Below are 23,167 nucleotides of genomic sequence, written 5' to 3'. Positions count from 1 at the left end.
CGGCGAAGCGGTATGCTTCCGCCGGTTTTTCGTCGGGCTAGGAACCATTTTCCTCTTGACGGGAGCAGCCCAATCCGTTATATTTACTTTAACAGTTAAAAGCATAAAAGCTTAAAAGCGTATACGCGTTGAAGTGTACAAGTAAAAAACGCTGCCCGGTTTTCCGGGCCCCACCATACAAGGAGAGTGATCAACTATGATAGCCGTAACCAACAGCAGCATTTCCGATGAACGCATTGCCGAGATCGTCCACCATATCGAAAAGACGGGCGTTCAAGCCCACGTATCCAGAGGAACGGACCGCACCGTTATTGGCATTATCGGCAAAGCCGATCCGAAACTGTCCGAGCAGCTTCGCCAAATGTCCGGAATCGAAAACGTCATTAAAATCTCGAAATCCTACAAGCTGGCGAGCCGCGACTTCCATCCGGACAATACGGTCATCGACATTAAAGGCGTGCGCATCGGCGGCGACGAGCTGGTCATTATGGGCGGACCTTGCGCGGTGGAATCCCCCGAGCAGATCGACGAAATCGCCCGTCTCGTCAAGGCGGCTGGCGGGCAAGTGCTGCGCGGCGGCGCGTTCAAGCCGAGAACCGGGCCTTACAGCTTTCAAGGCGTAGGCGTGGAAGGCTTGGAGATCATGGCCGAAGCGGGCAAGAAGCACGGCCTGCTGACCATTACGGAAGTTATGACGCCGGAATATGTCGATATTTGTGCCGAGCATGCCGATATTCTGCAGGTCGGCACGCGCAATATGCAAAACTTCGACCTTCTTCGCAAGCTGGGCACGATCCAGACGCCGGTGCTGTTGAAGCGCGGTTTCAGCTCGACTTATGACGAATTTTTGAATGCCGCCGAATATATTCTGGCTGGCGGAAATCCGAACGTTATGTTGTGCGAACGCGGGATCCGTACGTTCGAGACGTATACTCGCAACACGCTAGACCTAACGGCCATACCGGTGCTGCACCAGTTGAGCCATTTGCCGGTCATCTCCGATCCGAGCCACGGCACCGGACGCCGCGAGCTGGTGGAGACGATGTGCAAAGCGTCCGTAGCCGCTGGCGCCGATGGTTTGATCGTAGAAATGCATACAGACCCGGACAATTCGATGACCGGCGACGGCGTCCAATCGCTGTTCCCGGATCAGTTTGCCAAGCTGCTGCAAGATCTGGAGAAGCTTGCGCCGTTGTGCGGCAAAACGTTCGAGACGGAAAAGACGCCGATTCACGCCTAAGGAAACCGCTTGAAGCTTTACCGCAAAAACCGCCCGGCTGCAAGAGCCGGCGCGGTTTTTTTGTAATGACGATCGTGATTTTTGTCGAAATTGTGAAGTAAAACGCTTTCAATGTTAGATAACCTAACGCGATAATAAAAAATACCTTACATAACTATTGACGCTGTTTTGACCGGAGCTTATAATTAACACCATAATAAACAAAAAAACTTGAACAATGATCAGCAATAATGCGGAGAATGTTCGGAAATGGGAGGATTTGAAAACATGTCTGTCCAAAATGTGCTCAATCTGATCAAGGAAAAAAATATCGAGTGGGTCGATTTCCGGTTTGTCGGATTGTCGGGCAAAGCGCAGCATATCAGCTTGCCAGCCAGTGAGGTAGACGAGGACACTTTCGTTAACGGAGTGGCATTTGACGGTTCCTCCATCCCGGGCTTCCGCGGTATCGAAGAATCCGACATGGTCATGATGCCGGACACGGAAACCGCTTATGTCGATCCTTTCACCGCCCATCCGACTCTGATCATTATGTGCAACATTCACTTGCCCGACGGCGAACGTTACGAGCGCGACCCGCGTTCGATCGCGCAAAAGGCCGAAGAATATTTGCAAACGGCCGGTATCGGAACGACAGCGTTTTTCGCACCGGAATCCGAATTTTTCATCTTCGACGACGTGCGCTTCGAGAACGGCATGAACAAATCGTACTTCGAGGTCGATTCCGAAGAAGCGGCTTGGAATTCCGGACGCAAGGAAGAAGGCGGCAATCTCGGCTTCAAAATCCCGGTTAAGGGCGGCTACGTTCCGGTAGCGCCGATGGACTCGCAGCAGGACATCCGCAGCGAAATGTGTCGTTTGATGGCGGAGACGGGCTTGCGCATCGAGCGTCACCACCACGAAGTGGCGACTGCCGGTCAAGCCGAAATCAACTTCCGCTTCGATACGCTGACCAAAACGGCCGACAATTTGCTGAAATACAAATATATCGTGCACAACACTGCCCGCCAATACGGCAAAGTGGCTACTTTTATGCCAAAGCCGCTGTTCGGAGACAATGGTTCCGGCATGCACGTGCACCAATCGATTTTCGACGGCGACACCCCTCTCTTCTATGAAAAGGGCGGCTATGCGAACCTTAGCGAAACAGCGCTTTACTACATTGGCGGCATCCTGCACCACGCACCTGCCCTGATCGCGCTGACGAACCCGAGCACCAACTCGTTCAAACGTCTCGTGCCTGGCTACGAAGCGCCGGTTAACCTTGTTTTCTCGAAGGGCAACCGTTCCGCAGCCGTACGTATTCCGATTGCGGCCGTTACGCCGAAAGGCTGCCGGATCGAGTTCCGTACTCCGGACTCCACGGCTAACCCGTACCTGGCGTTTGCAGCGATGCTGCTGGCCGGTCTGGACGGAATCCAGAACAAGATCGACCCGCGCAAACTTGGCTACGGCCCGTTCGATACGAACATTTACGAGTTGTCCGATGCCGAGAAGAACGAAATCCGTAGCGTACCGGGAACGTTGGACGAGGCGCTCGACGCCCTCGAAGCCGATCACGAGTTCCTGACGAAAGGCGACGTATTCACGAAGGACTTCATCAACAATTATATCGATCTTAAGCGCGGCGAAGCCAAATCGGTCAGCATCCGCATCCACCCGCAAGAATATTCGTTGTATTTCGATTGCTAAAAAGTGCAAGAACACGCCTCCGGCAAACTGCCGGGGGCTTTTTTTGCGTATATGCTCCCGGCTCTGCATCGTTCACACGATATCCATCTTTTATTCATGCTCCGTTCATAATGGTTCACGTACAGTTCACAATAGCTTCATATAATGAAAGTCATTACGACACATCTCAGCAAATCCTTGCGGAGAGGGGGCGGCGGTTACGTATACCGGTCCGACAGTCGGACTGGTCGGGGACCAGAGTCTTATTGGAAACTGGACTTAAGGAGGGCTGGAAAAACAATCCTCAGCCGGATTTGTTAGCTCCAGAGGTCATTTACAATAAGGACATGGAGAGAAACCCCATAAAACAGACTAGAGATATAAAAAAAATCGGATAAGGTGGATGATTAAAATGATGAAATCATTACAAATGGCGAAGAAAACGATCGTGATCGGCGGTCTTGCGGCCGCACTGCTTGTCGGAGGAACGATTCCGGGCTTTTTGTCGGGCTCGGCGCATGCGGCCGAAACGACGACGGCTACAACTACGACGTCCAAATATAATGCAATCGTTGAACAGAACTTGTCCGGTCTCGTCGGTTATGTCGCAGCGCTTTCTGGCCGGCAGGAGAACGAAGTGAGAAACGAGCTGAGCAGCGGCAAAAATCTTGCTGATCTGTCCGGTATCGGCTACCCCGAACTGCTGAAAAGATTGACGGCCTCCCTCAATCAGTCGATTGATTTGACGGCTCAAACGGATAAAACAACGTCGCGCGAAGAGATCGACCAAGTGAAAAGCGATTCGGTCAAACGGTTGTCGACGATTTTGACGACCAACGCTTACGACGATACGAAGCACATCAATGTGGATTATGCAAAAATCGTAAAGAATAACATCTCCGGTTTGGTCGGTTATGTTGCAGCGGTCTCAGGCCGGAAAGATACGGAAGTCAGAAGCGAGCTGCGCAGCGGCAAAAATCTCGCGGATTTGTCCGGTATCGGGTATTCGCAGCTCTTCTCCAGATTGACTGCATCGCTGAATCAGTCGATCGATCAGGCGGCACAGAATGATAAGGTGACGACGAGCGAGCAGCTATCCCGGATCAAGAGCGATGCGGCTGCGCGCATCTCGACCATTATTACGACCGGCAGCTACGACGATACCGTGAAGGTCAACGTAGATTACGAAAAGATTGTCAACGACAGCCTTTCTTCCGTCGTCGGGTACGTTTCAGCCATAGCGGGCCGCGAAGAAAGCGAAATCCGCACCGAGCTGGCCAACGGCAAAAGTTTGGCGGATTTGTCCGGAATTTCCCAATCGGAGCTGCTGAACAGACTGACCGTTTCCCTTAACCAGTCGATCGATCATGCCTCCCAAAACGACAAAACGGTATCCACTCAAGAGTTGAGCCAGATCAAGAGCGACGCGGAGAAACGGTTGGCCGAGATCATTACGACAAACGGCTACGAAGATAGCAAAAGCGTCGAGGTCGATTACAACAAAATCATCGAGAGCTACCTGGGTGGAATAAACGGATACGTCGCCGTTCTATCGGGTAAAAGAGTGACCGATATTTCGGCTTCGCTGCAGGGAGGCAAGAGCTTGGGCGACCTGTCCGGGCTTGGGGCCGACAAGCTGGCCAAGGACTTGAGCGCATCGCTGATCCAATCGATCGAGCTGGCCGCCAAGAGGGATAAAAACACGACGCAAGAGGAATTGAGCCGCATCAAGTCCGATGCGGAAGCACGGATATTGAAGATCGTATCGGCTTCGGGCAGCAACAAATAAACCACCCGAAAGCTGCAGGCATCCAAACCGTGTCAAGCGGGAGCCCCCCTTCCCCTTGTCATATATGCAAGCAACGAGCCCCCCGTCTATTAGACGGGGGGCTCGTGATGTTGACGGGGCACGATCAAGCGACCGGCGCCGTACTTTGCCTTAATGCAATCCTTCGAGTCCGACTTCCTTGCCCCCGACGGACTGGGCTTGTGCCTTGCTCCGGCGCAGAAACAGCCCGAGGAAAATACCGATGGCGGCAATGACGAGCATGATGCTGAACGTGTAGCCAAACGCGTCCGGTGCCAGAGCCAGCATCGCTTTCTGCATTTCGGCCGGCGTGGCCGCCTGCACATGATTGTCCGCGATCAGCGTGGTCATACGCGAGGAGAGAATCGTCACCAAGGTGGCGACGGCGAAGGAGTTGACGACCTGCTGCATGGCGCTCGTCAAGGACGTGACCCGGCTTACCAGATCGCGTGGCGCTTTGCTGATCAGATGCGAGTTGAGCGGCATCATCATCAGCCCCATGCCCCCGCCGGCCATAAGCAGCGGAATCAGCAGATCCCTTCCTTCGGTCGTCAGGTCCACGTGCGAATACTGGTAGATCGCCCCCGAGACGAGACTCAGGCCGACTACGACGAGCCATCGGACGCCGATTTTATCGAACAAATACCCGCCGAGCGGCATCATCGCCGCTGAAGCCAGCGCCTGCGGGAACAGCGTCAGACCGGTATCGAACGCTCCGTAACCGCGCGCTTGCTGCAAAAACTGCGGCAGCAGGAAAATCGCGCCGAATAGCGAAAATTGCAGCACCCATTGCACGAAAATACCGAAGGAAAAGTCAACCGAACGGAAGACGCGCAGCTCCAGCAGCGGGATTTTGGCCCGAAGCTCAACGATGATGAAGCCGATCAGCGCCAGACCACCGATAACAAGCCCGGCGAGCGTTTTGTTCGACGTCCAGCCTTCAGCCCCTTGCGTAACGCCATAAGACAGCGCCGCGAAGGCGATCGGCCCCAGTATCATGCCAGGCAAATCGAACCCGGCAACTTTTTTGCGCGCCGCAGCCGGCAGCTTCCACAAGCCGAAGATGAAGGAGAAGATTCCTACAGGCAAGTTAATCAGAAAAATCCAGTGCCACGAATGGTATTCCACAAGCCAGCCGGACAAAATCGGTCCGACCGCCGGCGCCAGCAAAATCGGTACGCCGAGCATACCCATCACTTGACCGATCTTATTCGGTGGGCTAAGCCGGTACACGTAGGCCATGGCGACAGGCATGACGAATCCGCCGCCCAGCCCTTGCAAAATACGGAAGGCGATCAGCATTCCCGCACTGTTCGGAGTAGCGCACAGCAGCGAAGCGATCGTAAACAACACGACAGAGGATAAAAACACCTGCTTGGCTCCGAAACGGTCCGACAGCCATCCGGCTAAAGGAATAACGGCGGCTGTTGCGAGCATGTAGCCGGTAACGGCCCACTGGATAGTAGGCAAATCGGTCTGAAAGTCGATCACGAGCTTCGACAGCGCGACGTTCATCGCCGTCGAGTCCAGGATGACCATGAAAATGCCCGATATAATGGCGATAAGGGGCACAATAATACTGGAAATCTTAAAATCCGGCACCGAACCTCCGGCTGATGCTGCTTGACTCATAACTGCTCCTCCTTACCCGATCCATTTGTCTATGGTATAATGGAAACGGACAATTGTCCGCAACCATCATATTACGGACAATTGTCCGCAATGTCAATTGTTTATTTGGTTAAGCTTGTTGTAAGGAGGATTCGCCATGAAACAACCGAATGACGAGCAAGACACACTGCCGGATACCAAGGAATCCGCAGCGCCCGGCAGCCGTCGCGAGGAGCGCGACACGGAATACCGTAGGCGTATTCTGGCTACAGCCAGCGACCTGATCGAGAGAAGGGGCACGGAGTGCGTCACGATGTATCAAATCGCCCAGGAGGCGGGCGTCGGCCAAGGAACGTTGTACAGACGGTATGCGCATCTGGGTGAGGTGTGCAGTGATCTTATGCAAACGACGGTCGACACGTTTTTGCAATCTCTCGGGGAGAGTGTGGCTGAAGCCGATCCGAGCACGCCGGCGATGCGGCAGCTGTCCGACATTATAAGCCTGTCGATCGATTTCATCGATCAGAAGGCTTCTTTGCTGCATACGATTCATTCGATGTACGTCGAGAAAAAAAGCCACACCATTTACCAAAAGCCTTTCTTCCGGACCATGCACGATTTGCTGCAGCCGCTGCTTGCCCGCGCCGTGGAGCAGGGGGAAATTCGCGATATTGACATTCCTTTAACGGTCAATACATTGCTGGTCGCCGTTAGCCCTAATCAATATTTGTATCACCGGGATGTGCTGGGGTATGACAAGAAGCGGTTCATGGAAGGGATATGCCGGATTTTTGTGAAGGGCTTGTAAAAGGGTGGAGGCTTGCGAAGCAACAAAAAAAGGAGCTCTCTCCCGAGCTCCTGAAAGGCCTTTATTGCCAAGCTTCATATTCTTCGATCCAATTATCCGGGGTTATGGATGTTTTACATAAGTAGGCGTTGGGGACATGAATGTTGTAAGCGGCTATACGGTCGTTGATCGCCTTCATACTAATGTCGATGTCGGCAGGATTCAACAGATGTTTGCTCGCCATCAGCTTCTCCAGCAAGGCGCATATGTCGTACCGGAGCTTTAGCCATTGCGGCAAATCGTCGGCAAGCTTGAACTCTGCATAAAATGGATCGAATACAGCCGGTTCTTCCGTACGCAGCGTTTCTTCGCGAGTGTTTACAGATGCTTCCATCCTGATCCCTCCTTGTGCAAGGTAACCCATCGTGGGAACTTCCTGATTTCATTATACCTTGCAGCGCTTCGGACTGGGGCCGCGGGCTATGTCGGAATCGAGTCAACTTCATGGCGGAATGATGACACCCTACTCGTATCCTTTACCTGTAAAATAAGCCGGAGGGCGAATAGCGGGGGCTGTCGTGACACAGGCTAACGGGTGGAACGTCAGGAGGTGAAACCGATGGCAAGCCAACAGGTGAAGCAGCAAGCGCAAAAAATCGCAGAAAGCTGCAGCAAGCTGCAAAACATGGTGACGGAAGACGCGATCCGCAACGAAGTGTCGAAAATCAAGCAATATTGCGCGACGATCGAAAGCCAAATTTAAGCCAGAGCATAAGTGAGCGGATAGCAACTACAAGCAAAAGCGGGCCCCGGGGGGAGGCCAGTAAAAAGTCCTCTCCCTTCTTACAATGATGCAAAAAGACCGTTTTTGGCCTGGGATGGCTTTAAACGGTCTTTTCGTAACGGAAAAACGTGTTTTTTCAGTGAGCCTCGGATTTCCCGGAGCTTTAATTTGCAATAATGACGTTATTAACGTCGGGGTTTGTATCCCCGGCAGGCTTGGATATCGCGCGATTGGTGTAGTTACTTTGCATGACCGTACCAGTCTGCCCCGCGGCTACATTAAGACTAGGCACCCCATTCGGCGTAATGATTTTGTTGTTCGCTGTCACGGTATCGCTCGCCGTTGCGATGCCGGACGCCCCTTGCAGCAGCGTAATGTTGTTGCCCGTTGCAAAGACCTTTGGCTTGAGCGTGATGCCTGTGTAGGCAGCAAGAGCCGTTGCAGTATTGGTAATCGAGTTACCGGCAATCGTCAAGGTATCGACTGGCGTGTCTTTGATAAATACCCCGCCGGTGTTCTGGCCGTCAATGTTGTTATCGGTGATTGTAATGCTTTTGCATAACGCCCCTTGTACGTAAATGCCGTACGTTCCGCCAGTAATCAGATTACCTTTTACGACAATGTTGGAGGACTCGCTCAACTCGACTGCCCAGTTGCTCCCCGTGTACTCAATCACATTATCGGACAGTACAATATGGTCGCTGTTGATCACGCGAACTCGTGTGTCAAAAAAGTAATTGTTGGCGACAACTACGTTTTTGATTGCATAAGTGAGCCCGGCTGAACGGTTATTAACCCCAAAATAAACAGAGTTGTAAATGCGGTTGCCCGTTATGATTAGGTTGCGCGGCGCACCGTCCGGAGCAACACGCTCAATGTCCATTGCTTGTGTCGTCGCATTGCGAATGATGTTGTTGGTTATCGTCAAATCGCTGTTGCCGTCGTAATCGACGGACCCTATACCCGCTTTGCAGTTTTCCATATAGTTTCCATCAATCACCAAGTCACCGCACAGGTTAGAGAGAATAATCGCCCCGTCATCATGACCCACCGTATTATTGAGGTTGGTATTTGCCACGTAATTGTCCCGGCACAGCGAGTAGGTCGCCCCGCTAAAGTGGATGCCGTTTCCGCCGATACCATTGATATAGTTACCTACGATCTTTGTGTGAATTCCGTTGACAAGGATTGCGTCCGCTGGCGCGTCTACAAAATAACAATCCCGTACGCTACACCGATCGGAAATAATAAGCTCGTAATGATGGTCCCAACGCGCCGTTGTTTGGTTAGCGCGGTTTCCGTCAAACCGCAAATTTTGAACGCTTCCGTCAGCAGGCAGCATTAGCATATACGTTGCCGTTTGCACAACCGTTCCGATTGGAAAAGTCTCTCCACTGCGGGAGTTGGACACAGTAATCTCATTGCCTGTAATGGACCTAATCTCCAGGTTATCGCGAGAATAGGTAGTACCATTGATCAGCATTACACGCTGACCTACTCGGAATCCGGTTACGTTCGCTACAGTGAAGGAGAAGGCGGCACCAGTCGTCGTGGAAACGGCGGTAGTCGTGGTGGTGCGCACCTCGTCGATACGCTTCAAAACAGCGTTATTTCCCTCTATGACGGTTTTCGCAATCGGACGTAATTCACGTGAGATACGATACGTACGGTTCTTGTCGAAATAAAGCGTACCGCCGCCCGATAATGCGTTCATGGCGGCTTGGATAGCGGCTGTGTCGTCCGTTTCTCCATCGCCTTTAGCTCCGAAGTCCCTAACGTTCAACATATCGCGTTGAAGGTACTTAACCTTGGTCGCGGCCGGTATCGTGCCCGGCGTCTGCTCGTATAGGTTCTTGATTACGTGATTAACGCTGTTCTTGATGTAATCGTGGTTCAACGTAGGCGGTCCGTTGCCAACCATACCGGCTTCCGTCGTCAAGTTAATATTCTCGAAGATAATCTTACCGGTCGTGCCTACGTTCCGGACGTCCGGGCTCATGTTGCCGGAGAAGTTAACGCGGAACATTCCGGTGAGCTTAGACATCGATAATTCCATAGTGTTCTTGCGCGAAGTCCCGGCGTTTCGCGTGTGCACAACAGCGTCGATGGTAATGTCAGACAATTTCGGCTCAACCCAATTTCCGCTGGAGTTCGTAGGGAACTGGGGTACGCCGTCAGCGTCATAACCGGTAAGTTCCGCAAACCCTATAGCCGGTCTATACTGCGCGTTACCTCTCCATCCGCGTACGTCGGCCTTCACGGTAACATTGTTAATGCCTCCGGGGTCTAAAACGGCTCCGTGGTTTTTATTACTGCCGAAACTTACCACGGGTCTGTAGGAGTGTAACGTGGTTCCGGTGTCTATGACCGTTACGTCCAGGTCCAACTTGTTAACGTTACCGACAGTGGTCTTGCCTGACCTAGCTTGCGGGTATATGTCGACTTGGCCGCCGCTCTTAGCCATGTGAGCAGGGTCGTTTGTGTAGTGTATAGTCGCCTTTAACTGGATGTTATAGGTGTCCTTATCCTCAGCGCCTATCATAGCCGTTACGGTACGCGGATTATAGGAGTGCACCTGAGTTTGGTGGTTATTCACCCCGTAAATGTAATAGATGCGGTGGCAATGTTCGCCGTAGATTTGGATCTTGGCGTTGTCTCCAGAGTTTTGGAAATTTACGCCGTATTCGCATCTTACGGCCCGCCCCTTGATCGTTATGTCCCTATTGGTGGAGGTAGCGTTGGAACCTTGAAAGTTAGCCAGGCGGTAGTTGTCGACAATTTCCACGTTACTTATGTTAATATTCTTGTTGTTGTCCACAAACTGAAATGCGATATAACCCCTGTTCGTTCCATCGTCAACGTCCTCGGCAAGGTCTTTGGTAAACTTGGAATCTACTTTTAAGCCGTTGATGTCTATACTGGAGCTGTTGTAAAAGCTGAACAACCAAGCGTATTGATCCGGATCGTGGTCAATCGTCCGCCTGATGAATGCGCCCGCTCCTTTGATCGTAAAGCCGAGCGAATTACTGATACGGAACAAGGAGAAACGGTCTTCCAATCCAACGTTATAGATGCCGGGAGGAAAGTACAGGCCAGCTAATGTAGCCGAGTTAGCGTTGACGTAGGTAGCGAGCGCTTTGATAGCGGCCGTATCGTCTGCAACACCGTCACCAATCAGACCGTACTCCTTAACGTTCAGCAGCGACGTGTTGGACACTGCGTAATTCTGCGCATCCTGCTCTAAAGCACGTTCGATTATGTCCATTCGTTTACACACTCCTTTTGTTTGATTGGTACTTGTCTATTGACGGACAAGGCGCCGTCTCGCTGATGCGAAAAGAACTGCTGCCGCTTCATTTCCTTTATGCAAGGACTCCACCTCCTTTTCTATAATTATCCCATAGGAACAAATGTTCCGGTATTTTGTCAATTTTGACCGATGTAAAAATACCCCTGATAAAAATGAAGCCATTCAAGAAAGTCTAGGTGACCTTTAAAAGGTACTGGAAAGATAGGGGAGAAACATAGAAAAAAGGCACCTGCTCGTTGAATACGAGTAAGGTGCCTTTACTTTAGTAGTTCTTCAGTGGCCTCCCCGGGGCCGGCCTATTAAAATTGAAAATAGATGAACGTATTTTGCTCGCCCTTCAAGTAGAGGATCAGAATGGCGGCGATGGCGGTATACAGTACGGCCCGTACGGGAGCCGGAAAATAGCGGTGCCACCAGACGCCGAGCTCCGACCGGTTCCGGTGCAGGAAATATTCGCCGATATGCAGCGCGAACAGCAGTGCCACGATGAACAGGAAAAAATGCAGCCCGGCGAAATGAGCAGGATTGAACGCGCTTGGAGACAGCATGCGGCCAATGAGCGAAAGCGCTTCGCGCAGGCCGTTTACCCGGAACAGCACCCAGGCGATGCACGTGATGTGAAAAAAGACGATAATGGCGATGCCTTGATAAATGCGGCTTTTGTCCAGCGATTGCAGCCCGAGCTTTTCCTTGAGCATGATATAGATTTTATGGATCGTGGCCAGTGCGCCGTAGAACATCCCCCAGGCGACGAACGTCCAGGAGGCGCCGTGCCAAATGCCGGATATCGTCATGGCAATGAACAGGTTCGTATATTGTCGAACTTCGCCCTTGCGCGAGCCGCCGAGCGGAATGTAAATATAGTCCTTGATCCAGTTCGACAGCGTAATATGCCAGCGGCGCCAAAACTCTGTCGGGTTTTGGCTCAAATACGGCGTCCGGAAGTTGACCGCCAGCTCCATCCCGAAAAAGTAGGCAATGCCAAGCGCCATTTCACTGTAGGCGGAGAAGTCGAAAAAGATCTGAAAGGCGAACAGGTAAGCGGCCACCCAGCCTTCGGAGCCGGACAGCCCGGCGGTATTCGCGAAAAAGCTGTCGACGTGCGGCGTAATGTAATCGGCCAACACGACCTTCTTGAAGATGCCGAGCGACAGGAAAAACGCGCCCAGCCGGAAGTTGCCCGCGCTGAAGCGGATTTTGGTTAAATTGTCGATCTGCGGCATAAACTCTTTGCCGCGCATAATGGGGCCTGCGACCAAATGAGCGAAGAAGGAGATGAACACCCAGAAACGCAGCAGCGAATGGGCCGGCTCCCAACGTTTTTTGTACACGTCGACCAAGTACGCGATCATCTGGAACGTATAGAAGGAAATGCCGATCGGCAGGACGATTTTCAGCATGAACGAGTCTTGCGTCAACAACTGGACCGAGAACGTATTCTCGATTGAGCGGATTAAAAACGTCGTATATTTGAAAAACAGCAGGTTGGCCACGTTGACGACGATGGAGAACCATAGAAAAAAGCGGCCGCGCGGTCCTTGCAGCGCCTTCGAGCAGAAATACGTAAAAGCGGTCATCGCCAGAAACAGCAGCAGATTGCCTACTCCGGCTACGACGTAGAATATCATGTTCGCCACGGTCAGCACGGGAACTCGCCAGCGCGGGAACGCGTAGTAGAGCGCTAGCGAAACGAGCATCAAGGCGATAAACTCGGGAGTGTGGAACAGCATGGTCGTTCTCCTATCCGGTCGGAATTCTTAAGACGTTGGCATTCGCTATTATTTTCGTTGCTGCACATACGGCCATAGCAGGTCGGCCAGTCTGGCGTTCCCTTCCGGCGTAAAGTGCGTATGGTCGGAGAAGAAGTCACCTTCCATTACGCCCTCCATATTGATGTAAATGACATTTTTGGTTGCCATCATCCGGTCGATCGCATCCAGATTCGTCTTGTAGCCGGGCTTGGACACTGCTTCCTTCATCAGGTCGTGGTTGGTGCCGCTCAGAACGACCCAGGTTTGCTTGCCTTGCTGGCGGGCCAATATTTTGTTCAGGAAATAGACGTCCCAGTTCGCTTCGGTCAAGTCTAACGGCTTGTCCGTGAAGCTCGCGACCAACTGCGGATCGCTAAGAAATTCGTTGTAGTTGATTCCCAGCGATTCTTGCCATTCCTTCTTGATGTACCAGGCACGGGAATCGTCCAAGGCGTCGTCCGGAAGCTGCTGCCGCCGTACGGTCGTCAGCCACCACTCGTACAGGTTATCGCGGAAATAGTCCTTATAGCGCATAAGCGAAAGCAGCGGCAGCCAGTCTTCGTGCAGCGCTCTCTGGAAATAAGCGTACGGATCGTCCGGCGTCTTGAAATCCGCGGCCTCCAGCTGCGGCAAAATGTGCCGGTACGCCTCCGGATCGAGCTTGCGCAAGTCTTCGGCCAGCCAAAACACGCCGCGCGGTCCCGGCTCGCGGGGAATAAAACTCGCGTAGCGAATATTGAACAGCAGCCGGTCGGTGCCGATGCCGAAATGGTCCAGCTTGAGCAGCATCGCGTAAAAATCGCCGATCTGCATGGCCGGGAAAGCCAAGTTATAGATGGTCGGCGCACCGGGCTTCTGCTGCAGGAAGACGTTGAACGGCTGGTCGGAGTTGCCTGGACTGCCGTAGAAAATCGAATCGCCCAGCACGATGATGTAATCGTCGCCGGCATTTTTGTCGATGTCCCGCTTGACCTGCTGAAGCACGGCATCGATGTCGTGCATGTTATTGTTGTCGAGCATCAGTTTGTAATCCATCCGGTTGTGGTACACGTCGGGAAGCGAGAAAGCTAGAGGCAGCAGCAATTGCAAGGCGATGAGGTAGACAATGACATATTTGACAGCTTTCATGTGTGTGCGTTTCACCCGTTTCCAAGATCAATATTACTATTGTGTCCGAACATGAGTTAGACGTCAAGGATCGCGGAAAAGTTTTGAAAACGGACAGAATTTGGCAAAAAGTTTCATGGGCAAAAGCCTTGAAAAATATGATACATTTCGTTATAATAATCAATTACATCACATTCGCGATGAAGAAGAGGAGTAAGCATGACGAAAGCGTCAGAGAGCCGGTGGAAGGTGCGAACCGGTGCGGACGGCATGCTGAATGGACTTCCGAGCGACCGGACCGAACGGTTCCGCAGGCGGCGATTGAGCCGCGCGGGACGGCTTAGGCTCCGGCGGGACGCCTGCCCGATATCCGACAGGCACGGTATCGACAGAAGACGGCATAGAACGGCAGCGCTCCTGGGTCAGGAGAGCCGTAGTCCGGAAGTCTGTCCGTACCGCACAAAGCGAGTTTGCCGTGCGCAAACTAACCAAAGGTGGCACCGCGGGTTCTCCGTCCTTTTTTACCGGGACGGGGGGCTCTTTTTTGTTTTTTCATCCGATAGGCGGGGCAAATTGTGAAAAAAGGAGTGATCGCTTGTGAGCGATGGCTGGTGGCGACGTATTCCTAGACGAAAAGGCAGAAAAGCAACATATGCAAGCCGCAGATGCGGCAGAGGTTTAACCAAATGGAGGGATTTCGATGATTAGTTCCAATCGATTGATATCGGGCATCCGCCCGACCGGAGAGCTGCACGTCGGCAACTATTACGGCGCGCTGAAAGGGCTTGTGGAGCAGCAGGAGCGTTATGACGCCCGCTATTTTATCGCCGATATCCACTCGCTGACGACCCACCCGAAGCCGGACGACCTGCGCGGGTTCGTCATCGGCACGGCGCGCAATTATTTGGCGGGAGGGCTCGATCCCGAGCGCTGCACGCTTTACGTGCAATCCTCGCTCGCGGCGGAAATTTGCGAGCTGCACACGTACTTGAGCATGGTTATGCCGCTTGGGGAGCTGCTGCGGGTGCCGACCTTCAAGGAGAAGGCCAAGCGCCATCCGGATAACGTCAACTACGGCCTGGTCGGCTATCCGGTGCTGATGGCCGCCGATATCTTGCTGTTCAAATCGCAAACCGTCATGGTCGGAGACGACCAGCTTGTCCATCTGGAGCTGGCCCGCGAGATTGCCAGACGGTTCAACCAGCTGTACGGGGACGTGTTTCCCGAGCCCCAGCCGCTGCTCGACAATGCGGCCCGCATCCCGTCCTTATCGGGGGCAGGGAAGATGAGCAAGTCAGACGGGGCAGCCGCCTATGTCAGCCTGCAGGACGATCGCGCCGCAGTCGGGGAGAAGACGCGGAAGGCGCTGTCCGATCCGCTGCGCGGCTACCGCAGCCAGCCGGGGCATCCGACGGCCGAGGGGTGCAACGTATTCCGTCTTCATACGTTCTTTACCGGAGAGTCGGAACGGGCGGCCATCGCCGGCGCATGCCGCGCGGCCGGGATCGGCTGCGTAGAGTGCAAGGAACGGCTCGCCGACAGCTTCTCCGCTGTAATCGAGCCGTTCCGGGAAAGGCATATGCGCTTGAGCGAGGACGATGCGGTCGACATATTGCGGATCGGACGCGATAAAGCGCGTGAGTCGGCCCGGAGCGTAATCGCCGAGGTACGGCAAGCGATGGGGCTGCTTATGCTGTAGGTCGAAAAATAGCGCTTGCGCGCTGTCGAAACGGGCCGCTTGCCGTTGTCGAGAGAAGCCGGCCGATTGCCGTCGAACGAGGACGAAGCGGCGCTGAGCCGTATGCTGTCGAATACGACGGCGAATGCAGCCGGCTGCGAACGTCATGCTGTAGCGGCTCATCCGAGCGGCAGCGGGAGAAGCGCCGGCCGTGTCAGCCGCCCGCGTGAAAGGCGATGGTCCGTACCGGCTCGTACATCGGCACCGCGCCAAGACGTGTGCGGTACAGCACGAGCCGGTCGGCCGCCCATTCGTGCGCCGGCCCGGCCTCGTCCGGGAACAGCTTCTCCAGACCCTCCAGCGAGGCTGGCGCTTGCCCCGCATATTGACGGGCTACGGTAATATGCGGGGCATAGGGCCGCTGCTCGGGGGCGTAGCCAAGCGCGGACAGCTCCTGCTCCACGTCGCTTTGCAGCGAGCGGAGCGGCTCTTGTTTGCCCCCGACCCCGATCCACAGCACTTTCGGGGAAGGAGTCAAGCCGAACGTGCCTGCTCCCAAGAGCCGCAGCGGGAACGGAGTGGAACGCGCGGCTACGCGCTCCAGCGCTGCTTCGATAAGAGAGGCGGCCTCGTCCGGAACGTCGCCGATGAATTTCAGCGTAATATGCAGGTCGGCCGGATGGACCCATTTTTTAAAAGCAAACTGGCTGTTGCGCTTCAAGGCCGTCATCTCGGCTTCGATGTTCGCCTGTCGGTCGGTTGGGATCGGCAGGGCGACGAAAAGCCGTGCGCGGCCTGCGGGATCTGTCGATTGGTTCATCGTGTGAGCACCACCTTCATCTAAAGTATAACCGGATTCGAACGGCGTTTACTCCATTTGAGACATCTTTAGGACAAATTTGCCGCTCTTATTGAACGGCCGGACGAATACTGCTATCATAGCGATATTGGACAAGCGGGGACAAGCGGCGACACGGGAATTGTTCAGCTGTTCGCCGATATGGGAAAGGATGAGGGTTAAGATGACGAAACGGGCTTACAATTTTAACGCCGGACCGGCTGCTTTGCCGTTGGAGGTGCTCCAGCAGGCTCAGGAGGAATTTGTCGATTACCGCGGAATCGGTATGTCGATCATGGAAATTTCGCACAGAAGCAAAGAATACGAGCAGGTGAACGACGAAGCCCAGTCTCTCGTCAAGGAGCTGCTCGGCGTTCCCGACGGCTATCAGGTGCTGTTCCTGCAGGGCGGAGCCAGCACGCAGTTCGCGATGATTCCGATGAACTTCCTGAAGCCCGGACAAGCGGGCGGCTACGTGCTGACCGGAAGCTGGGCGGACAAAGCGTATAAGGAAGCGAAGGGCATCGGGGAAACGTACGTGGCGGCGACGGGCGAAGCGAGCGGCTTTCGCCGTATGCCTGCGCTAGGGGAAATCGATGTGCAACCGGAGGCGGCCTACATTCATTTGACCTCCAACGAGACGATAGCGGGATCGCAATTCGCGGATTTTCCGGATACGGGCAACGTTCCGTTGATCGGCGACTTCTCCAGCGACATCCTGTGCCGTCCGACCGATGTGTCGAAGTTTTCGCTGATCTATGCCGGGGCGCAAAAAAATCTCGGTCCTTCCGGCGTCACGGTCGTCATCGTGCGCGACGAGCTGGTCGAGCGGGCGAACAAAAACTTGCCGACGATGCTGCGCTTCGACACGCACGCCCAAAGCAAGTCGCTTTATAACACCCCTCCGGTCTACTCGGTCTATATCGCCAATCTGGTGCTGAAATGGATTAAAGCGACGGGCGGCCTCGAAGCGATGGAGCGGATCAACCGCGACAAGACGAAGCTGATCTACGACGCCATCGACGGCAGCGGCGGATTTTACCGCGGACTGGTCGAGCCGGATAGCCGCTCGTTGATGAACATTACGTTCGCTCTGGGCAGCGAGGAGCTGGAGGCCCAATTTATTAAAGAATCGGCGCAGCAAGGGTTTGTCGGATTGAAGGGTCATCGCGACGTCGGCCATATGCGGGCGTCCACCTACAATGCGGTTCCTTACGAAAGCTGCAAGGCGCTGGCTGACTTTATGAACGATTTCCGCCGCCGCAACGGCTAATGCTTCCATAGCTGCTTAAACGAATAGACGGAGCCTTTCGCTGCTGGCAGACAGGCTCCGTCTTTGTCTGTTTTAGCGGCAGGAGGAAAGGTTAAGAAGAGATGACCGGCTTGTCACGGGACAGTCGGTAGTCCGAGGGAGACATGCCGCGATGCTGCCGGAATACGCGCGCGAACGTCCGGTAGCTGTCGTAGCCGACCTCCATGCAAATGTCCGTAATCGACATCCCGCTGGCCGTTAGCAAGGTCGCTGCCCGGGCGATGCGCAGCTCGTGCATATAGTCCCCCACGGTTTTTCCCGTATGCTCCTTGAATGTCCGGCTGACATACGAGGCGTGCAGGTTGAAATGCGACGATACCGTATTCAGGGAAATCGGCTCGTTATAGTGAAGGTGAATGTAGCGCATAATGCTCCATGCCCGGATGCCCGGATCGCTCTGCCGGACATCTTCGACCGGCTGGCCTTCGAGCACGGCGCGCAAGAGGAGGGTGACGGCCTCGACCAGTTTGCCCCGCAGCACCGCATCCCGGCCGACCCTGGCATCCTCGTATTCGCGCACGATTTGGCCGATCAGCAGCGCGATGGCGTCGAGCGTCTCGCCTTCAAAATGATGAAACGAAGGCAGCTCCGAACCGACTTTATGGAGCCAGCGGCTTAAATACGATTCGTACGGATTGCCGGACAAGATCGTAATATCGAACATACAGCTGTACAGCTTGACCGGACAGGCCGGGTCGCTGCGCAGCTCGTGAATATGATGGGGAAGCAGGAGCGACATCGTACCGGGCCTCAGGTTGTGAACGAGCCCGTTGATCGATTCGGTACCGCTACCTTCCGTCACGAGAGAGAGCTCCGCAAAGTCGTGATAGTGCATCGGATAATGGGCGCCGGGCTTGTTGTACGACACGTAGAAGGGCAGCGAGCCCTTTTGCTGACCGAGCCGAAAGCGATCGTCCGTTTTGGCGTCCTGATACTGGGGAAAGACGGCCATGCGCACTCCTCCTTGTTTTCCATTCCTATTCGCGAACCGGAAAAGGCGGCAATCGGAAGCGGCAGCGGGAATGTCGCGGCCGATTGGCGTACGGAATTCCCGGCTCAACATCAGAACCGGTATTGTACTTGTATACAAAATTATATCATAATTCTCGTCTTGCCGACAATTTGAACCTTTTTCCCGCATCATACGTCCTTATGGATGAAAAGATGCCGTCAACCCATTCTTTGGAGGGGATTTCTATTTCATATGTATTCGCCTTTCTCGTCGCATTTGCTATTGTGCTCATTCTTATACCGCCGCTCCGCAAATTGGCGTTCCGCATCGATTTTGTGGACAAGCCCCGCGAAGACGCCGAACGGAAAATTCACCGCGAGCCCATCCCGCTGACGGCCGGCATAGCCATCTTTACCGGCTTTGTATGCGCTTTTTTACTGTTCGCGCGCGAGGAGACGAGCCAGACGATCGCCATTTTGGCCGGCTCCTTCATGGTGCTTGGAATCGGTACGATCGACGACTGGTACAAAACGCACCGCAAGGAGTTCCCCGCTTTGCCGAAATTTATCGTGCAGGTAGCGGCCGCCTATCTGGTGTACAAGTCCGGCATCGTCTTTTACGGCTTCTCCAACCCGTTCTCGGGCGATGTGGTCATGCTGCCGGAATGGCTCCAGCTCGTCTTGACGGTAACGTGGATTTTCGGCGTAACGACCGTCATCAACTTTTCCGACGGAATGGACGGCCTGGCCGGAGGGCTTTCCGCCATATCCGCGGGAACGCTCTTCGTAGTCGCTCTGGCCAAAGGACAGTCCGACTCGGCTATGATGGCGATCATCGTAGTAGCGGTCGCCATCGCCTACTTGCGTTATAATAAGCCGCCGGCGAAAGTGTTTATGGGGGATGCCGGAGCTACGTTTCTCGGCTTTATGCTCGGAGTGATCGCGCTGGACGGGGCGTTCAAGCAAGCGACGATGCTGTCGCTGCTCATTCCGATTTTGGCGCTGGGCGTACCGATCTTCGATAATCTGTTTGTCGTGTTCCGCCGGCTTCGGCAAGGCAAGCCGATTTATCAGGCCGATGCCAGCCAGGCTCACTACCGGCTGCTCTCCACGGGCATGAAACCGAAGCAGGTGGTTGCTTTCCTATGGCTGGTTAATGTATGCCTGAGCATGATGTCGATCATTTTGCTGCTGTTGAACGTGTAGGGGGAATCGTATCCCTGTTTCCAAAGTCTCCGGGCCCGCAAGAGTGGAAACCCGGGGCTTTTTTTGTTTCGTCTCTATAAAAATATCAATATACCAATTTTGAAATAGAGACATTAATTTGAGATTGCGTAAAAACGGCTTTAATAATGCGAAAAATACCTTTACTTCGTATTGAAGAGGGGTTATATTTTTATTGTAATATTAGTATATTGATATTTATATCTTTTGGAAATGAAAAGGAGGATGGCCATGAGAACGATCGAATCCCGGCTCCGCGTGCTTCTCGGCAGCGCGCCCAACAGCTACTGGGAGGAAAAAATCAAAAGCGCGCCCGGCCATTGGGGAGAACGAATTTTGTCCCAGCTCGTTTTTGCGCACGAGTTGTCGAAAGTGCAGGACGGACGGTTTGACCGTACGATCGAGGAAGCGCTTTCTTTGGTGGAGAGCCGGATAGCCGAAGAAGCGGTTCTGACCCGAAATACCGCTTTGGAGGCGGAGAAGCTGCTTGCGGAGCTTGCTTCGGAGGCCAAAAGCTATGAAATTTTGAGCGTCGCCCATGCCCATATCGACATGAACTGGATGTGGGGGTGGGACGAAACCGTGTCGGTGACCCTCGATACGATGCGGACTATGCTGAATTTGCTCGACGAATACCCGCAGTTTACGTTTTCCCAGTCGCAGGCGTCGATTTACCGGATCGTGGAGCAGTATGCGCCGGATATGCTGGAAGAGATCAAGCGGAGGGTGAGCGAAGGACGCTGGGAAGTGACGGCATCGCACTGGGTGGAAGCGGACAAGAACATGCCTAGCGGAGAAAGCCTGACCCGGCATTTGCTGTATACGAAGCGGTATTTGTCCAGCCTGCTCGGAATCGACCCGGATTCGCTGAACCTCGACTTCGAACCGGATACGTTCGGCCACAGCGTCAACGTGCCGGATATACTGGCCGCAGGCGGCGTCCGCTACTATTACCATTGCCGGGGGTATGACGGGCATGTGCTGTACCGCTGGAAAGCGCCGTCCGGCCAATCGGTCATCGTCTACCGCGAGCCGACCTGGTACAACGACACCGTCCAGCCGATGCTGGGCGCCTACGTGCCGGAGCTTTGCCGCCAGACCGGATTGAAGACGCATCTGAATGTGTATGGCGTCGGTGATCATGGAGGCGGGCCGACCAGGCGCGATCTGGAGCGCCTGATCGGGATGAACGATTGGCCGGTTTATCCGCGCATCCGTTTTGGTACGCTCGCGGACTATTTCCGGCTCGCCGAGCCTTTGGCTGATCGGCTCCCTGTCGTGGAAGGGGAGCTGAACTTCGTGTTCACGGGCTGCTACACGTCGCAGTCGCGGATAAAGACGGCCAACCGGATTGGCGAAGCGGCTTTGAACGAAGCGGAGACGTTCGCTGCGGTGGCATCGTTGGCGGAAGGCAAGCGTTACCCCCGGGATGCGTTCGAGGAGGCGTGGCGAAACGTCCTGTTCAATCAGTTCCACGACATATTGCCGGGCTCCGGCGTTCTGGAAACGAGAGAGCATGCGCTCGGGCTGTTCCAGCAAACGATGGCCGCGGCGGGGGCGAGCCGCAAGCTGGCGTTGGAAAGCATCGCCGCCGGAATCGATACTTCCTCGCTTGTCGGAGATAGCGACGGCGGCTCCGTTTCGGAAGGGGCGGGCGTCGGCTTCGGCATTCGCGAATTCAAGCCGGGGCAAGTGGAGCGCGGACGCGGGCGAAAGCGGATCGTCCACCTGTTCAACCCTTCGCTGTGCGAGCGCGAGGAAGCGGTGGAAGTCGTGCTGTGGGATTGGAAAAGCCCGATCCAGACGTTGTGCGTCCGGGACGGCGAAGGCCGTGAGACGCCCTACCAGCTTGTCGATAAAGGCCACCATTATTACTGGGGCCACGACTATACGAGACTGCTTCTGTATGCCAAGGCGCCGGCTGGCGGCTACAGCACGTATACGATTGAGGAGGGAGATGGATCTTCGGCTCCGAAAATGCCCGTCGAGCCTTTGGTCGAGCGCGAAGAGCCGCTTGTTCTCGAAAATGAATGCCTGCGGGCGGAATTTCATCCGGTCACCGCCGCCGTCGTCTCGCTGATCGATAAAACAACGGGCGAGGAGCTCGTAGACGCTTCGCGTCCGGCGGGGCTGTTTAGGTTTATCGAGGAAGATCCGGTCAGAGGGATGACCGCTTGGCAAGTAGGCCGTTACCTGGACATTCATTCCTTGCATCAAAGGGTGAAAATCCGCAGGGGAGCAGCGGGAAGCGTCCGGCAATCGCTCCATTACGAACTTTCGTTCGGCCGATCGAAGCTGAACGTAACCGTTTCGCTGGACCGCAGCAGCCGACGCCTCGACTTCGCGACGGAATGCGACTGGCAAGAGGCCGGCAAAGCCGAAACCGCCATACCGCAATTGAATTTTCACTGGCCGCTCGGCTACAAGTGCACGGCTTACCGGTACGATGTGCCATTCGGTACGGTCGAGCGCCAGCCGCTCGAGATGGATGTGCCGGGCAACAGCTGGGCTTTGGGCGTTCGGGGAGAGGCGGAGAAACCGGCGGTCATGATCGTAACGAGCAACAAATACGGATTTCGCGGCACGGACGATTCGCTGGCGGTTTCGCTTATCCGCAGCTCATTCGATCCCGACCCTTATCCCGAACTCGGTAACCATCACCGGACCCGTCTGTCCGTATGTCTAACCGATGATCGGGTAAACGGAGAACTGATCGAGACGGCCAGCCGGCTCAATCATCCGTTGAACGTACTATCCGGTACGCCACATGCCGGCACGAGGCCGCTCGCAGCAGGCTTTATCGAGCTGCTGGAAGGCTCCGTTGCCGTGTCGTCGGTCAAAATGGCAGAAGACGGCGGCCGGGCATGGGTGGTACGCGTTTACGAGACCGAGGGCTTGCCGACGACCGCCAAACTGCGTCTGTTCAGGGCGGCGACGCGGGCGTATTGCGTCGATGCGAACGAGAAGCCCGTAGAGTCTGGTTCTCCAGCCGTTGTGGAGGGGGACACCGTTTCCTTTGCCGTTCCCGCTTATACGTCCGTTGCTATCCTTCTTCAGTTCGACTAGAGAACTCCCGCCAATAGCGGGAGGCCGAAC

The 23,167-nt window shown here is 54.5% G+C and carries 16 protein-coding genes and 1 other annotated feature; of the genes, 9 read left to right on the top strand and 7 right to left on the bottom strand.

Annotation, left to right across the window (positions count from 1 at the left end):
- The first annotated feature begins 196 nt into the window (after window positions 1-196).
- The 3 genes from aroF to ABD796_RS06805 all read left to right on the top strand — a co-directional run bounded on the left by aroF (window position 197) and on the right by ABD796_RS06805 (window position 4,700).
- On the top strand, window positions 197-1,240 hold the full coding sequence (aroF, locus tag ABD796_RS06815) for a 3-deoxy-7-phosphoheptulonate synthase (protein WP_344904940.1): 1,044 nt from the start codon (window positions 197-199) through the stop codon (window positions 1,238-1,240).
- A 267-nt stretch (window positions 1,241-1,507) separates the two neighbouring features.
- Entirely contained in the window at window positions 1,508-2,932 is a 1,425-nt protein-coding gene (glnA, locus tag ABD796_RS06810; RefSeq protein WP_344904936.1) for a type I glutamate--ammonia ligase, read from the top strand.
- 391 nt (window positions 2,933-3,323) lie between these two features.
- A complete protein-coding gene (locus ABD796_RS06805) occupies window positions 3,324-4,700 on the top strand; it encodes a hypothetical protein (RefSeq protein ID WP_344904933.1) in 1,377 nt (458 codons plus the stop codon).
- Between the two features lie 150 nt (window positions 4,701-4,850).
- Here the strand turns inward: ABD796_RS06805 and ABD796_RS06800 are convergent, their stop codons facing one another.
- The gene (locus ABD796_RS06800) at window positions 4,851-6,350 is read right to left on the bottom strand and encodes an MDR family MFS transporter (protein ID WP_344904930.1); all 1,500 of its coding nucleotides are present in this window, start codon (window positions 6,348-6,350) and stop codon (window positions 4,851-4,853) included.
- Window positions 6,351-6,486: 136 nt separating this feature from the next.
- Between ABD796_RS06800 and ABD796_RS06795 the strand changes: the two genes are divergently transcribed.
- Window positions 6,487-7,137 carry a TetR/AcrR family transcriptional regulator gene (locus tag ABD796_RS06795; protein ID WP_344904927.1) on the top strand — a complete coding sequence of 217 codons (651 nt, stop codon included), beginning with the start codon at window positions 6,487-6,489 and terminating at the stop codon, window positions 7,135-7,137.
- Between the two features lie 61 nt (window positions 7,138-7,198).
- Here ABD796_RS06795 and ABD796_RS06790 read toward each other — a convergent pair whose 3' ends face one another.
- Entirely contained in the window at window positions 7,199-7,510 is a 312-nt protein-coding gene (locus ABD796_RS06790) for a hypothetical protein (protein ID WP_344904924.1), read from the bottom strand.
- Window positions 7,511-7,735: 225 nt separating this feature from the next.
- Here ABD796_RS06790 and ABD796_RS06785 point away from each other — a divergent pair, with 225 nt between their 5' ends.
- Complete coding sequence (locus ABD796_RS06785; protein WP_344904922.1) at window positions 7,736-7,879, top strand: hypothetical protein; 144 nt, start codon at window positions 7,736-7,738, stop codon at window positions 7,877-7,879.
- Window positions 7,880-8,063: 184 nt separating this feature from the next.
- Here ABD796_RS06785 and ABD796_RS06780 read toward each other — a convergent pair whose 3' ends face one another.
- The 3 genes from ABD796_RS06780 to ABD796_RS06770 all read right to left on the bottom strand — a co-directional run bounded on the left by ABD796_RS06780 (window position 8,064) and on the right by ABD796_RS06770 (window position 14,089).
- The gene (locus tag ABD796_RS06780; protein WP_344904919.1) at window positions 8,064-11,165 is read right to left on the bottom strand and encodes a glycosyl hydrolase family 28-related protein; all 3,102 of its coding nucleotides are present in this window, start codon (window positions 11,163-11,165) and stop codon (window positions 8,064-8,066) included.
- 344 nt (window positions 11,166-11,509) lie between these two features.
- On the bottom strand, window positions 11,510-12,940 hold the full coding sequence (locus ABD796_RS06775; RefSeq protein ID WP_344904915.1) for an MBOAT family O-acyltransferase: 1,431 nt from the start codon (window positions 12,938-12,940) through the stop codon (window positions 11,510-11,512).
- Between the two features lie 48 nt (window positions 12,941-12,988).
- Window positions 12,989-14,089, bottom strand: a complete 1,101-nt coding sequence (locus tag ABD796_RS06770) for an SGNH/GDSL hydrolase family protein (protein ID WP_344904912.1) — start codon at window positions 14,087-14,089, stop codon at window positions 12,989-12,991.
- A 170-nt stretch (window positions 14,090-14,259) separates the two neighbouring features.
- Window positions 14,260-14,590 (top strand) — a binding site (T-box leader).
- Between the two features lie 178 nt (window positions 14,591-14,768).
- On the opposite strand from ABD796_RS06770, the gene trpS reads away from it, so the two are divergent.
- The gene (trpS, locus tag ABD796_RS06765; RefSeq protein ID WP_344904909.1) at window positions 14,769-15,767 is read left to right on the top strand and encodes a tryptophan--tRNA ligase; all 999 of its coding nucleotides are present in this window, start codon (window positions 14,769-14,771) and stop codon (window positions 15,765-15,767) included.
- Window positions 15,768-15,960: 193 nt separating this feature from the next.
- Here trpS and thpR read toward each other — a convergent pair whose 3' ends face one another.
- A complete protein-coding gene (thpR, locus tag ABD796_RS06760) occupies window positions 15,961-16,566 on the bottom strand; it encodes an RNA 2',3'-cyclic phosphodiesterase (protein WP_344904906.1) in 606 nt (201 codons plus the stop codon).
- A gap of 202 nt (window positions 16,567-16,768) precedes the next feature.
- On the opposite strand from thpR, the gene serC reads away from it, so the two are divergent.
- A complete protein-coding gene (gene serC, locus ABD796_RS06755; protein WP_344904903.1) occupies window positions 16,769-17,857 on the top strand; it encodes a 3-phosphoserine/phosphohydroxythreonine transaminase in 1,089 nt (362 codons plus the stop codon).
- A gap of 91 nt (window positions 17,858-17,948) precedes the next feature.
- Here serC and ABD796_RS06750 read toward each other — a convergent pair whose 3' ends face one another.
- Window positions 17,949-18,848, bottom strand: coding sequence for an AraC family transcriptional regulator (locus ABD796_RS06750; protein WP_344904900.1), 900 nt, complete (start codon window positions 18,846-18,848; stop codon window positions 17,949-17,951).
- Between the two features lie 212 nt (window positions 18,849-19,060).
- Here ABD796_RS06750 and ABD796_RS06745 point away from each other — a divergent pair, with 212 nt between their 5' ends.
- Together ABD796_RS06745 and ABD796_RS06740 are read left to right on the top strand one after the other, a co-directional pair.
- Window positions 19,061-20,053, top strand: coding sequence for an MraY family glycosyltransferase (locus ABD796_RS06745; protein ID WP_344904897.1), 993 nt, complete (start codon window positions 19,061-19,063; stop codon window positions 20,051-20,053).
- Window positions 20,054-20,302: 249 nt separating this feature from the next.
- Window positions 20,303-23,137 carry an alpha-mannosidase gene (locus tag ABD796_RS06740; protein ID WP_344904894.1) on the top strand — a complete coding sequence of 945 codons (2,835 nt, stop codon included), beginning with the start codon at window positions 20,303-20,305 and terminating at the stop codon, window positions 23,135-23,137.
- Window positions 23,138-23,167: the final 30 nt, after the last annotated feature.

The organism is Paenibacillus hodogayensis, from assembly GCF_039536325.1.
In the GTDB taxonomy this organism is placed as follows: Bacteria; Bacillota; Bacilli; order Paenibacillales; family NBRC-103111; genus Paenibacillus_AB; species Paenibacillus_AB hodogayensis.
The sequence above is the reverse complement of the archived record's forward strand: the minus strand, read 5'-3'. Positions and strand labels throughout refer to the sequence as shown.

Bases quoted from the DNA above. Each gene is read 5' to 3' on its own strand.
- aroF (WP_344904940.1), top strand. From the start codon at position 197: ATGATAGCCGTAACCAACAGCAGCATTTCCGATGAACGCATTGCCGAG.
- glnA (WP_344904936.1), top strand. From the start codon at position 1,508: ATGTCTGTCCAAAATGTGCTCAATCTGATCAAGGAAAAAAATATCGAG.
- ABD796_RS06805 (WP_344904933.1), top strand. From the start codon at position 3,324: ATGATGAAATCATTACAAATGGCGAAGAAAACGATCGTGATCGGCGGT.
- ABD796_RS06800 (WP_344904930.1), bottom strand. From the start codon at position 6,350: ATGAGTCAAGCAGCATCAGCCGGAGGTTCGGTGCCGGATTTTAAGATT.
- ABD796_RS06795 (WP_344904927.1), top strand. From the start codon at position 6,487: ATGAAACAACCGAATGACGAGCAAGACACACTGCCGGATACCAAGGAA.
- ABD796_RS06790 (WP_344904924.1), bottom strand. From the start codon at position 7,510: ATGGAAGCATCTGTAAACACTCGCGAAGAAACGCTGCGTACGGAAGAA.
- ABD796_RS06785 (WP_344904922.1), top strand. From the start codon at position 7,736: ATGGCAAGCCAACAGGTGAAGCAGCAAGCGCAAAAAATCGCAGAAAGC.
- ABD796_RS06780 (WP_344904919.1), bottom strand. From the start codon at position 11,165: ATGGACATAATCGAACGTGCTTTAGAGCAGGATGCGCAGAATTACGCA.
- ABD796_RS06775 (WP_344904915.1), bottom strand. From the start codon at position 12,940: ATGCTGTTCCACACTCCCGAGTTTATCGCCTTGATGCTCGTTTCGCTA.
- ABD796_RS06770 (WP_344904912.1), bottom strand. From the start codon at position 14,089: ATGAAAGCTGTCAAATATGTCATTGTCTACCTCATCGCCTTGCAATTG.
- trpS (WP_344904909.1), top strand. From the start codon at position 14,769: ATGATTAGTTCCAATCGATTGATATCGGGCATCCGCCCGACCGGAGAG.
- thpR (WP_344904906.1), bottom strand. From the start codon at position 16,566: ATGAACCAATCGACAGATCCCGCAGGCCGCGCACGGCTTTTCGTCGCC.
- serC (WP_344904903.1), top strand. From the start codon at position 16,769: ATGACGAAACGGGCTTACAATTTTAACGCCGGACCGGCTGCTTTGCCG.
- ABD796_RS06750 (WP_344904900.1), bottom strand. From the start codon at position 18,848: ATGGCCGTCTTTCCCCAGTATCAGGACGCCAAAACGGACGATCGCTTT.
- ABD796_RS06745 (WP_344904897.1), top strand. From the start codon at position 19,061: ATGCCGTCAACCCATTCTTTGGAGGGGATTTCTATTTCATATGTATTC.
- ABD796_RS06740 (WP_344904894.1), top strand. From the start codon at position 20,303: ATGAGAACGATCGAATCCCGGCTCCGCGTGCTTCTCGGCAGCGCGCCC.